Origin of the sequence: Clostridium akagii DSM 12554 (assembly GCF_000686725.1) — a bacterium.
GTDB lineage: Bacteria > Bacillota > Clostridia > Clostridiales > Clostridiaceae > Clostridium_I > Clostridium_I akagii.
Window position 1 is genome coordinate 1 of sequence record NZ_KK366008.1, and the last position, 14028, is coordinate 14028.

Here is a 14028-nt window from a genome sequence, read left to right on the forward strand (position 1 = left end):
GTTTTTAATGATAGTTTTTGTCTATGTACTTTTATTATGTATATTTCAAGTTTTATAATATCTAAAATATAAGTTTTCGTCAAGATAAAGTATTGATGCGCAATGATTTGTCGTACTGCCAGTATTTTTACACTATGTTATATCGACAGCGAATGTACATTAAAAAAAATTAGATAATGCATCATCCCTTTTACCCCAGAATTCTTTATCAAGCCATTTTTCATTTCTACTTTTAAATATTATTACAGAATCTAAATCTTTTCTAATAAGTTTATTTAATTCAGCATTCAATTTTGCTATTTGGCCTTCAGTTATCTCTCCTTCAAAAACAGAATTTTGAATATGAGTTAGATATTTTTTACAAGTTTTAAATACTCTTGTCAATGCTCTTTGTCCATTTTCATCTCCACATATATCATAAACCAGAACAACATACATTAAATTAATCTCCTCCTACCACCACATTTTAAAACCTTCATATTCTTTTTCGCCCATTAAATGTTTTATTAATTTATAGCATTCAAGTCTTATTAAATGTTGATAGGTAACATCTTTAGATAATTCTTTATGATAAATTGTTGTCTTTAACATTTCATCAAACTTCATTGCTATTGTTCTAGATGCATCTTTATTTAAATGAAGATAGTTTAATTCTTTTGTAAAACAACTTGGCGTTATTTGATTTTTATTTAACAATGAAAAAATCAGCCTGTCACCTAAAATCGGTTTAAATACTTCAGCCAAATCTAAACTTAATGAAAATCTCCTTACACCTGGTTCATGTAAATAACTAATGGTGGGGTTAATTTGTGTTCTATATATTTCTCCCAGGACTCGTGTATACACTAGCCCATTAACAAAAGAAATCATAGTATTAATCATATTATCAGGAGGATTTTTTACTCGCTTTTCAAAATCTATTTTTTGATCTACAATAGTGTTCCAAGCTGAATAATATTGTTTTCTAATATTCCCCTCAACACCCATCAATTCATTAATACTCTGTGTTTTTAATATTTTTTTCCTAAGAGAATCAATTTCTATCATAACCTTTTCTACATCTTTGCCTCTACCATTATAGTATCTTAGATTTCTATAGATGTTTGAAGCAGCAGCGTCTATAAATTTTCTTGCTATGCAAAGTCTCTTTTGTTCATCTTCATAGTGATTAACTTGTTTTACTAACAGATTACCAGCCAATAAAGCTTCTTTTGGATAAAAACTTCCTGTATAAAAGCTATAATAATTGAAAAAATGTATAGGTATTTGATACTGTGATGCGAAAGTTATAAACTTTGTATTAAATGTCATCTCGGACATAATATATAAATCTTCTACTTGTTCTATAGGTATATCTCTAGCTTCATTTTCACTATTTGTAAACCGTAGTGTATTATCTTTTCTATGTATCTCCCCATTATTATATATATAAAAGCTACGTTTCAAAGTGAATCCTCCCTTTTATTAAATATAGCACAATTCAAAATATGCACAACTCTTACATATTCTTTTATTCTCGAGAAGTGGTGGTAATTGTCTATTTACAATCTCTGTTAAATCTAACAAAACAGACTCTATATATTTTTCATCTTCATCTGTTAATTCTACATCAATGCTTTGCTTTAGAAGTGGATAGTCAATTTTACCTTTAATACCCTCCACACCTCTTTCCTTTAGATAGTATATATAATATTTTACCTGCATTATCCCAGCTTCTTCTATTTTTTTGCTCTTCTTCACTTCATGTAATATACCCTTACTTTTTATATAATCAATATTAATCACATCATCTATATTAATATGCTTATCTGCTCTTTCATAGGCATTTTCATCCAAAACCTTACCTATTTTTACATTCTCATTGTCTGATTCCATTTGTATCTGATTGTAAAAGTACCATAATTTTCTCTTACAAACAATATAATAATAAATCATCATACCACTAATTGGCTTATCCATAATAACACCTTCCTTACAAGAAATTATCAAAATTATCTTCTAAGCCTTTCACTTCTTTGCTTGTTAATCGTATAAAGCCTAATTCATTATACTGACAGTTTACAACACTTATATATTCATTTCTCCCTAGCTGAATCTTTTTAATAATCGCATTTGACCTATTAAAAAAAATATCATATATTCCGACTGGTACTGTATACTTTTTAATTTCTTCTTTGAATTTTATTTTCTCTAACTTTATTTTTTCTAACTCTGTTTTATCCAACTTTTTTGTTACAGACTTTAATAGTTTTCTCGAATTATCATTTATCTCATCCTGATACTCTTTATAAATTTCATTTGGTATTACATCGTAAGATATAATATTCCTTAAATTCTCTTCATTTTTATCTAATTCATAAGGATTCAAGTCCTCTACCCATTTTTCAAATTTGTTATAATTAAATTCATAGTCACTACCCTTTAATTTCTCTGTTGTTAAATATTCATTTATAATATTTATTTTATCCTTTTCGCTTAATATTCCACTCACATCTTTTATTGCTTCTCTTGATAGTTCATATATTTTTCTATCAATAAATCCTTTAGTTCCATTTGTTAAAAGGTTATTATCGATGTTTAAAAACACAAAACAATTTGCTTCATCTATAGATTTTAATCCCTTTCTATTACACCTTCCAAGCCTTTGAAACAATCCACTTATATCCGATAGTTCTGTAAATAAATAATCAAAATCTATATCTAAACTCGCTTCTACGATTTGTGTAGCTATCCATATACACTTCCCAATATTTTCAGTCTTTCCAAACTCTAATATTTCTGCCTCTTTTATTGCTCGTTCACATTTAATAAATTTGCTGTGTAATATATTTATGTCTGTTACTCCCTTTTCTAAAAGCTCCTTGTATATTTGTTGTGCTTTTTTAACAGTATTGCAAACCACAAGTATTTTATTACTAATATTCTTTTTGCTATTTTCTTCAAACTTGTTGAAAATACTGTCAGCATCAATTTCACTATTATAAACCTTCAAATTATGCCTTTGTATATCATTAACAAAGGTTTTTTCTTGAAATTCAATTGGATTTTCTCCCGACTTTAACTTATCTCTTATAAATGGTGCTAATGTTGCCGTTAAAATCGCTATTTTTCCTCCAAATTTATTTACCGTTTTAATACCATAAATCAAATATGCAAGTAAATCCGATCCATACATTTGGATTTCATCAATGACTATTTTAGAATAAGATAGGGTGGCAAGTTTAAGTTCATATCCTTGATATTTAAAAACAAAATCAAATAATTGATCTAGTGTAGAAATGCTAAGCGGTAAGGAAAGCTGTTTACTCTGATTGTAATAATCCATTATATCCATTTCGTTATTCTTATCGTTATTATAGAAACTTAGTGCATCAGAGTGCAGCAGTGCTAATTTAGTTTCAATATGATTCTCATCTAAAATATCTTTTTTAATTCTTTTATATATAGAATTTATAGCTGTCTTTAAAGGCAATATGAAAAAGCCTTTATTATTCCCTATCCAGTGGAGTCCCGCTTCAGTTTTGCCCATACCAGTTTGAGCTACAACAACAATGTTTTTATTTGTATTTTCCTTGCAGAATTGCTGAAGCTCATTCCATTTTGAATTATTATTATGTGCTTTCCATTTTTTTAATAAATTATCAAGTCCGTAGTTTAAAAAGTCATTTTGATATTCAATTGGAATTCCACCACTTGCACTGTAGTCACATTTGTGAAGAAATCCTTTTATAAGAATTGCCTCTTGGTTTTCTGTTATTTCCTTTATCCTCTTAGGTGTACGCATTTTAATAGTATTTACTTTAAAATCACTTAATAAATTTTTTGCTAATTCTTTGCTTTCTTTATCTTGTAGTGCTTTCAAACCATCACAGTAGTTATGATGATACAAAACTGCAAATGCAACTTTGTAATAGTCTTCATTATTTGCAAATTCATTTTCATTTATAAAATATAGAGACAACACATTGTGTGCCATCTCTGTATTTTCATTAAATTTAGTATTGTTCTTTATTCTATTTTGAAATTCCCTATTGGCTTTACCATAATCATGATATTCACATGCTATTTTTGTAAGATTATATGTATGCTGATTTTTTATGTAATTTAAATTCTCTAATATATCAAGGTTTATCAATAATTCATCTGTATGCTGTCTTATAGTTTTGTCAGATTTCGCTTTGTAAATAGATAAATCCACAATACCACTCCTAATTAAAATTAACTATATATGACTTTTCTCCATTTACATCAAAATAAAGGTTATCGCTACCTTCTTCTGCTCCATATTCAGAAATATAAACAACTTTCTTTTTTTCAAATACCCGTTTATTATCCTCAATTGTATAATTTTTATTTAGATAATACTTTGTTCCATTTGCTGTGATCTTATCTCCCAATTTTAAATATATAGAATCATTTTTTATGAGATCATAATCCATATATGCAGAATATTCACTTGTTATCCCATCTTCAACCTCATCAACTAGTTCTACAAAGCAAGCCTCTTTAACGTCGACAAAGTCCTCACTTCTACCAATTGATTTTAAATTATATATGTTCTCTTTAATATCCATAAGTGTATTTTTATCGCTTTTTACATGTATTATTAATTCAACATTATTTAAAATCTCATAATATTTTAGAGATGTTGTAAGACTTGCAAATTTAGAATATGGAATCTTGTATTCTTCCTTCTCATAATCTTTTAATCTTTCCTTAATCATTTTTTCTAATTCTTTTATTTGTGTTTCTCGTTTTGCAATAACATTAAATGCTAATGAGTTTTTCTCACACCTTTTCTTTTTATCTACTAATGTATTTTTTCGTTTTTTTATAAGCAATAATGCTTTACCAACTCTATTTGTTTTAAATTGTGCTATTTTTTCTGATAAATTTTTAAGTCCTCTATACTCTTCTAGCAATTTTTCATTTATAACCTCTATTGTAATTCCCTTTTTAAAACTGTTTCCTTGTGGTTTTTTAGCCTTAGCCACCTTATCAAATGCCGTTGATAAAAGATTCTCATTTTTCATTTTAACTAAAATACCTCTATCATCCATAATAGAGTTTAAAAAACAATAATCTGTATATGGTTCTTTGTGCATAGATTCATATTTCCCCTGAATGCTAATATCCATAGGGTGATATGATCTATAGGCACAAGCACTATGTATTGCTCCAATTATTGTTGAAAATGGTGGAAGTGGATAAGTCATTTTATTTAAAACAGTTTCTTCTTTTTTATAATTTGCACTACTTTGCGTTAGTATAATTCTTAAAGCTTCCATACCTACACCCCATAATATATGTTAACTTGCTTCCTTAAACCTTCAAAAAATTTAGCAACACTGGTAGTTGTCACTTCATTTTTAATTTCAATTTCATTTTTAAAATTTCCGCCTTCCAGCAATGCTGCATTGCATCCTTTTGCTATTCTATCTTTTAAATCTTCCGTAATTAATAGTTTGTCCTCTTTTACCTTTACCACATTTTCAAAATAATGAGTTTTTCTATCAATTAGACCGCCTACAACATATAAAGGTTCAGCATTATCTAGATTTCCCTTTACCACTAAATTTAGATTTTCAACTGCATCTAATATAGCATTAACCCTATCTGCTTTTTCCTTATCACCAGCTTCTGGGGACTCAAAATTTTCATCTTTTCCTATCATTTCAAGATCAATGGTTATGCTATATATTTTCATGGTTTTATCATATTCATATTGATATGGCATAAGTCCAGATTTTCCTGCGTCTGCTTGTAAGTTTAAATTGTTATTTTTTGCAAAATTCGATGCAAGGAATAAATTATTATGAAATCTTGTTTCATTTACGAAATCATCACAAGCGATAGCATCTGTTAAATAGAATGAACTTTTACGAATATATGTATTCCCTGTTGTGTTCATATATCCACCCTCTAAAGCTCTACAGTTTGTAACATTAAGATCCTTAGACACAAATTTTTGAGTTGCTTTATCTACTGATGTTTGTAAGTCATCATACATTCCACTTTGTACCATTATAGCGTTTTTAAGGCTCTCTCGACTTCTTGTAGCATAACTTTTCCCATTCTTAAATACCTTTTGAACGCTTGATATATTTCCGAGACCCTCTCCATAATTAGATGTGATATTTGCCACAACAGTAAGTGTTAATGCTCTCTTATTCATCTTTTTTTCCTCCATTTTCTTTTTTAGACTCGTTATTAAGTGCATTTATAAATGTATAAGCTATATTTTTATTATCATCAAAATCCTGAAATAAGTCATAAGCAAAGTCAAAGACAACCCCTGAATAGGAAGATAGTTGTAATAATATTTCACAAAATCTTTCATAATCTTTAAAGGTTATCGCACTTATTAGTTTCTGCTTGTAACTATTTACTTTGTTTTCTGGAATTTCTCTCATTACCCTCTTAGCACTTGCATATGCAGATTTCATTTGCTTGTCCATTTTGTCCCCTCCATAAATTAGTGTATTTATTTTTATGAGTGTCTTTATATTATATGAATAATTTGAGTTTGATTTTATTAACATTTCTATTAATTCATCAAGTTTTATATTATTCAAAATTTTATCTGTTACTTTTTTTTCAAAATCTATGTAATAATTATCATTTATTTTATATCTAATCTTGATAGCTTTATATTCATCAATTGCCTTGAAAATTTTAATTGCATCTTTTCTAATATACAATGTTTCAAAATAATCAACATTCCTATTTTTTATAATTACCTCAACGTCAAAGTCAATATAATCCGAAGAATTCTTTAAATCGCAGAATAATGTACTTCTTGGATTATTACTATTGCTTAACAAATTATTTGTTTTATAAAGTTCTCTGATAGAATAGTTATTATTTATAAAAAATGCTTCATATGACTTTGAAAATGCAAATGGAATAAAATCAAATTCCTTTTCATCATCAAATTTGTACGTCTTAAAATCCCAATTATATGAAATTGATTTACTCTTTTTAGGTGCATCTATATTATAATTTTGTATTCTGCAAATGCTACCAGGTTCTTCAAATAAACTATTTGTATTTGAAAAATCTGCGTACAAGCTTTTCCCAGTTCTGTATGTTTCTTTTATCAGCAATAACCTGTTTTCATTAATTTTTTGTAATATAAGCTCTCTATTTTCACCAGAGAATTTAATATCGCCAAAAATTTTCTTCATAATAGTATTGGCTTTTAATTTATCATTTACTAACTTAATTTGTTCAACAGTGAACTCGGCGCTACTTAATATTTCTTCAACCACTTTGTGATGCATTGCACGTTCAAAATAATCTTCAACAAATAACAGATACCTTTCTTCTGTAATTGCCTCACTATCATATGATATTAAATCCTCATCAATTTTATATACGTTAGCTTCCGTTTCGTATCCCTTACCTACAAGATAATTGAAATATTTTATAAGCCCAACTATACTTGCACTATATCTCCAATCAGATGTTTCCATTTTAGTGTCGAATCTTTCATTTTTTATTATACTTTTCATAGCATCTCCTTCCTGATTATTTCAATCAGTCCAAATCCACTTGACTTGCGACTTGCTACACCATTTGTATATAAATAATTCAGCAATGCTATATTGCCAGTCAATCTAAAAATTCCTAATGTTACCTCTATAAATTGTGAATGGTGCCTAACTACAGTTTTTTTACATTTTATAGGCTCCATAGAAAAACCTTCTAATATAGATATTGGCAAAGCATTTGAATTAGCTACTTGAAATTCTATTACCCTATTAAGTGCTTCATTAAATTCTTCTTTTTCATAGGAGTAATACATGTCCCTGTTATTTTCTTTGTTATGCTCTCTTACACAAAGAGGAGATTTGAACATCACATCAATTGTATTTACTGTGATGGGCACTTCTTTTTCTATTAAAACATTTTTAACAGTCATTTCATTTTCATATGCCAAGGGATATGCTTTATTCTTTTGCATTAGTAATGAATTAAAAAATACTACACCTGTTCCTATATCTCCTGTACTAAATGTAATATTTATTTTTCTATTTGGTACCAATATCATCTCTTTTGAAAATGTGCTGCTTGGTATACCAACTGCAAATGTAAATGGCTTTTCGTTACCGATTTCATAATAAGTACTAAAATGTTCTCCATTATCATATTCCGTTAGACAATGTTTAAATAAGCTAATTACAGCTGGGCGGTAATCCAAAGGTATTTTTTCATTTTTTAAATCCAATTGTATTTTAAACCTCATGATTCTCTCCTCTCAAAACAAAATTTCAAATGGTTGTAATTGTTAATATTAAGTGCTCTGTTTTTTTCTTTGACTCTTGCCTATAATATAATAATTTGATACTTTATCCAATACTTATATTATAATCCTTATTTATCTATTGATGTACATTTTTCTACACAAATGTATTTTATAATCTAATAAATACCATCTACTTCATATTAATAAGATTATATTTATTTTTTATTTAGTAATATAAACAATTCTTTACCCTTCAAACATCAGATCCAATTATATGGATAATGGGAAGTAAAATTGTGATAAATATTTCATTCTATTTTTTCCTCTCGTGGCTTCAAAAAATACTCTGAATTCATATATAGTGAATGAACTGGATATTCTACTTCTCTTAGCTCACCTTTATAATTTAACTTATAAACCATAATTGCATTAGTATATTTATTCATTATTTATTTTTGCTTATTTATTTTAATACCAATATTACCCATACTAACCAAACAAATTGATATGTATCTTGTAAATCTCGTGATTTATACATTAACGCATCAATATCAGATAAGTTTTTTGCTAATCTCTTAGCTTCACTACTTTTTTTCTCTGATATTAAAAAAATTCTCAACATGATCAGAAGTAGAAAGTCTCTGAAATACTGTTTCATATCTAAATATTTTAATACACTTAGTTTTTTTACAGATTTATTGATAAAATAATGTAATCATCCCTAGCCTGCTTATTTATAAACAACATAGTTATATTGCTCCGCATATCTTGATGAAACATAACTATGCAACTCCATTAAATATATGCACATATAATTTTCTTGAAAAAATCTATTCCTCTTTAAATTTTTGATAACAATTTTCACATAACTGTACTCCAGCTACATCATGTGTTTCATTACAATATTTACCACATTTTTCACATTCATATACTTCATTCTTTTCTCCACAATTTAAGCAGCACCCAAATTCGGCATAATTTCCATCAATGCATATATAATTTTCTCCACAATTGCAACAACCTATATCTGCAACCGGGCTACTAGTGCCCTCTTTAATTACAGTATACTTTTGATTATCTACTTTTTCTTTTAAGTTTTCTAAATTAATATTTACGAAATCAATTAATTCATCTATAGCTTCTTGCAATTGTATTTCACCAAATTCATCCTCAGTTTCAGGCATGTAGGTACATTGTTCCTCATTATAACTTACTTCGCCATTAATATATGGCACATTAAAAGTCTCGTTACGATTTCCATATACATATATTATTTTAAGAATACTTTGTCCGCCTTGAGAAGTATCTATAGTTATTTCACAGCTTATTCTTATTTCTTTTTCTGTTACTAAATGTTTTATATTAAATAAAATTTGATTATCTACTATATACGATAACCCTTCAAAATTTTCTACCTCTATATCTAATCTAAATCTTAATCTTTCTTCAACATCTTGGTAAAGCGTATTAATAGCCTCTTGAAAAATTATATAAATTTCATCTTCACTTTTAATTTCTACTCCACTCTCACTTTCCATGATTTCTCTCATAAACTCTTCTTCTTCTTGAGTATCATATTCTTTTTCTAGTCTATCTATTTCTAACTTTTCCAATGACCTCATATCACTATTAACGTGCTCTAGAGCTCCTAGCAACTCATTTCTAACATTATCTATGGAATTCTTAATTATATTGTATGCTTGTCTATCGATTACTTTATTATGAGCAATATGATTTCGATTAGTACTAAATTCATAAAATTTCTTAAAGAAACTAATAGATAAGATTTTCGAAAAATATTTTTCCCATAAATCACTCGTATCATTAAGTTGAGATGTTAATATCTTAATTGCTTTGTCTAAATATATTCCTTTAATATTCTTATAACTTTGTTGTTTTCTAAATACTTGTATTAACTCTTTTAATTCATGATTATACTCTGGTTTCCATTCTGATAATTTTAATTTTGTCAATTTCGAAAGATCTGACACGTCAATTGACATCAATGTTTCATCAACATCATTTAATGATTGAATTATTGATTTATAAGTTCCTACTTTAGATCGTTGATCATCTTTCAAATCCTTTAGAACTATCGTATCCCACCAATCAGCGCCAAACACCTTAACCATTACTTGATTTATTAATTCCCTGTAGAGGTTTTCAGTTTCATAAATCATAGGGTAAAGCATTGTTGCAAACACTTGAGATTGTTTATCTATTAACCAAATGCATTTTCCCCATGATTTAAGTTCTTTATCACGATCTGTGTATAAAATATTATTTTTTAACACAATTTTAAATTTTTCCAAAAATGTTATTTGACTACTATTAAGGGATTTTTCTAAATCTGTTATATTAATAAAGTTATTTATACTTATTTCAAGTTGTTTTACTTTGTTGAATGTTTCAAAAGAAAAACCAACAAAGTATTCTTGATTTTCTATATAGAAGTCTGCATAACACTCGTTTCCATTATCAATACTTACCTTTTCTGAAATATCTAATCTATCTATATAGCACTGTTTTGGTTCTACTTTCATTTCCAAAAATGTCATCTTAATTTTTTCTTCAACATACTCAAGATAATCATTTATATCTATTTTATTTTCTACTACAGCAAATTTAACTACTTCGTTCATTAATCCACAACTCCTCAAATAATATATAATTTTATACCATAGCTTTTAAGTTCTTTATATATAATCAAACCCTATCATCATGTTCCCCCCAGCGTCTCTTTTGGTCTAAATTTTGTATTTGATTACATTAAAATATCTATCATATTTTAATTTTTTATACTATAAGATTTTGTGACTAATATTACTAAACTATCCGAACACCATAATGGGTATGTGCATAATAAGATTGTAAATTGCAAGTTCATCATAACGTTTAATAATCCTGATGATGAACTTACAATTTGCTATGTTATTCATGTACTGTTTCTTTTAAGAAATACTCGGTTTTTAATTTAAAATCTTCATATACTTTGCTTTTTAAATCCTTAACCTTAATATCTGAAGTATAATTTACAATTTCATCTTCATTTAGACTAAATCGATATTGATCTACTTCCACCTCATATTTTTGTTCAAATCTAAATATATTATGATCATTTGTAATGTCATCCACTAGATACTCAATATAATCATCGGTTTCATTAGTTTTATATGCTATTTTGCGTGTTTCCTCAATATTTGTATAAATACCTTGTCTATATTTATACTTATACTTTAGTATTTCTTCTAAATAATCATCTAAAATCTCATTAATCATATTGTCGACTATATATTCTATGTCATATTTTAATATATAATTGTATCCGAGTATTTTTTTATCATTGTCGATTAATGATGAGTATTTAATAACAGCTTCTATTTGCTCTTTCTGTTGCTGATCTTTTCTTCTACAACTATATTTATTTAGTAGCATCATAATATGCTTTTTACTAAGAATACCAATTCTATCTTCTACTACATTTATTCCATACCAATCATACCCATAACATTTAGTTTTCGCTGAGCTCATAATATTGCTTGATAACCTATCAATATACTCATCTTCAAATATTTTATCTATTCCATCATATATATCATATATTTTAAGTAGATTCTTAATACAACTTGCATAAACCCCAAAGGAATGATTACCATCACAATAATTTAATATGCTTTTTAACTGCACATTCTTAAATCCACTGTCAACCAAAAATTTCACTATTCCTTTGTTTTGTTCCATTTCATCAATCAATCTAGAAATCCCATGATTACTTAATTCTAATATGCCTTGTATTTTTAACCTCATTTCAGTTTGAATACTTTCACAACATGAAATAAGTAACTTAAAAAATGGAACTATTGAGGTATTATCCTCATCTTTTATTATATCAAGGTATAAATAATTCAATACCTGTAGCTCTTTTTTATCTTCAAGAATCTTATGTAATAAAATATTATCTTTATACTTTGATATATACTCTTTACTATATTCTTCAATATCTTCAGTGTTAATCTTTCTCATTTCCATGTTTTTCTCAATTCTATCTTGTAAAACAATAAAGAAGTCTTCAAGTGAAATATCCTCTATTATTCTAAGTCCATAATTTTTTTCATAGTAACTTTTATCAATCTCTCTCATCTTATCTTTATTAATCCAATACATTTGCAAATTAACACTATTATTACTTTCCTCAATCACATCATTTAATAGACTTCTAATATTAGGATCATTTATACTGTATCCTATAAAAGCAACTTTTTTTTCTGTGAAAATAGAATATGTCCTATAGAACAAATATCTATTTTTAGCTTTAAAATTATTATAATCTTTTTCTGTTATCACAATACTTGAATCTAATTCCATTGGGTTATTATCCATCTTGTCTTTAATACATCCATGTATCTTGTACAACCTGTTTTTACCTTTCAAATCATTCAAAGTCGATAATTTTCTACTTATAACTGAAACATCATTATCCATACAATATTCTATATTTGTATCATAATTTGTTGTAATTATATCTGCTAAATATTCCTTATATTTACTAAAGAACTCTATAATTACCTCGGTTTCATCTGTTTTTAATCTCTTAGATTCATAAGTATTTATTTTATCTATTACCATGCTATGAATATCACTCCCTGAATTCTTCTTAAGTAGAAAATCTACATATCCAGCTAATCTTAAATAATCTACCCCAAGTAAATTATTTAAGATATACTTATTTATGCTTATAGAATTATCAAAACTTTCTGCACTAACAAACGGAAAAATATTTGACTTTATAAGCTCACTTCTTATATTATTAGTATTTATAATCTCAATTAACAATTCCTTCCAACTAGGGTATCCAAATTCCTTAGAAAACCCTGCACCAATAAATAGAGCTAAATTATCATTCAATAAATGATTTGCTATTTGATTAATATACTCTTCTTTATAATCCATTTTCCATCCCCATTAAATTTAATATGGTTTTTGAGAATCTACTCAGTACCCTTTCATAATTGTAAATATCTTTCAATCTATTTAATAATTATCTTTTTATCATATCATTTTTAATTTATCTTTTATATTTTATATTTTTGGGTTTTTTAACTAATAATTCTATAATATTCTTGTATATCCCATATTTTTTTTAATAAATAATGCTCATTTTCCTTTTAATATTTTCTACATATTTACTGATTTTTCTCTTTAATCAGAAAAGAATTACTAAGTGTTTTCTTCTAACACACATAATATATCACCCAAAACTTATAAATGTTGAACTTCTGATTATAGACATTATACGAAGTCTATAAATCCAATGCTAAGCATACTAATCGGCATAAATTAACATCTACTCTTGATTTATCACATTATACTCCAAAATTCACTCTAAAACTATGCATTATTTCAATATTTTTCTTATGTTGCAATTTATTTTCTACTACGCCTAACTCTATATAAAAATATAGAACCTATATCCCTTCGCAGTAATTAATTTGTAAGATGTATACTTTTATTCTAACCTGGTTTGAGATATAGAAAAGGAGTAGCAACTAAGCCACTCCTTTAATTATTATTTCCATTCAAATAAACTTATTTAATTCCTCTAATTCATTTATTTCCAATTCACTCGTTTCCGGTAAATTTTCATCACTTTGAGTAACTTTGAGTATTTTTTCATCACTTTGAATATTTTTAATATTTTTAATGTAAGTAACTTGTGGTGACTTTACACCACTGTTACTCACTATATAATTATAAATTATTTCCTTAATGGAGTTATTTTG

Annotated in this window: 11 protein-coding genes; all 11 read right to left on the reverse strand. The window is 27.0% G+C overall.

From position 1 onward, the window contains the following. Positions 1–159 precede the first annotated feature (159 nt). A complete protein-coding gene (gene cas2, locus BR66_RS0118425) occupies positions 160–438 on the reverse strand; it encodes a CRISPR-associated endonuclease Cas2 (protein ID WP_026884226.1) in 279 nt (92 codons plus the stop codon). A 15-nt stretch (positions 439–453) separates the two neighbouring features. After that, positions 454–1446, reverse strand: a complete 993-nt coding sequence (gene cas1b / locus BR66_RS0118430; RefSeq protein WP_026884227.1) for a type I-B CRISPR-associated endonuclease Cas1b — start codon at positions 1444–1446, stop codon at positions 454–456. A gap of 18 nt (positions 1447–1464) precedes the next feature. Continuing rightward, positions 1465–1959 (reverse strand): CRISPR-associated protein Cas4, encoded by a 495-nt coding sequence (cas4, locus tag BR66_RS0118435; protein WP_026884228.1) that lies wholly within the window; start codon positions 1957–1959, stop codon positions 1465–1467. Between the two features lie 13 nt (positions 1960–1972). Beyond that, positions 1973–4198, reverse strand: coding sequence for a CRISPR-associated helicase Cas3' (gene cas3 / locus BR66_RS0118440; protein ID WP_242841186.1), 2226 nt, complete (start codon positions 4196–4198; stop codon positions 1973–1975). Positions 4199–4208: 10 nt separating this feature from the next. Next, positions 4209–5288: a CRISPR-associated protein Cas5 gene (cas5, locus tag BR66_RS0118445; protein WP_026884230.1), complete on the reverse strand. Its 1080-nt coding sequence runs from the start codon at positions 5286–5288 to the stop codon at positions 4209–4211. A gap of 2 nt (positions 5289–5290) precedes the next feature. Then, the gene (cas7i, locus tag BR66_RS0118450) at positions 5291–6175 is read right to left on the reverse strand and encodes a type I-B CRISPR-associated protein Cas7/Cst2/DevR (RefSeq protein ID WP_026884231.1); all 885 of its coding nucleotides are present in this window, start codon (positions 6173–6175) and stop codon (positions 5291–5293) included. Beyond that, on the reverse strand, positions 6168–7514 hold the full coding sequence (gene cas8a1, locus BR66_RS0118455) for a type I CRISPR-associated protein Cas8a1/Csx8 (RefSeq protein ID WP_026884232.1): 1347 nt from the start codon (positions 7512–7514) through the stop codon (positions 6168–6170). The genes cas7i and cas8a1 overlap by 8 nt, the downstream gene beginning before the upstream one ends. Further along, the gene (gene cas6, locus BR66_RS0118460) at positions 7511–8248 is read right to left on the reverse strand and encodes a CRISPR-associated endoribonuclease Cas6 (protein WP_026884233.1); all 738 of its coding nucleotides are present in this window, start codon (positions 8246–8248) and stop codon (positions 7511–7513) included. Before cas6 ends, cas8a1 begins: the two co-directional genes overlap by 4 nt. An 830-nt stretch (positions 8249–9078) precedes the next feature. Continuing rightward, positions 9079–10890, reverse strand: coding sequence for a hypothetical protein (locus tag BR66_RS0118470; RefSeq protein ID WP_026884234.1), 1812 nt, complete (start codon positions 10888–10890; stop codon positions 9079–9081). Between the two features lie 289 nt (positions 10891–11179). Beyond that, the gene (locus BR66_RS0118475; protein WP_026884235.1) at positions 11180–13198 is read right to left on the reverse strand and encodes an SIR2 family protein; all 2019 of its coding nucleotides are present in this window, start codon (positions 13196–13198) and stop codon (positions 11180–11182) included. Between the two features lie 626 nt (positions 13199–13824). Beyond that, on the reverse strand, positions 13825–14028 hold a 204-nt coding region (locus tag BR66_RS26045), incomplete at its 5' end, for a hypothetical protein (RefSeq protein ID WP_162174163.1).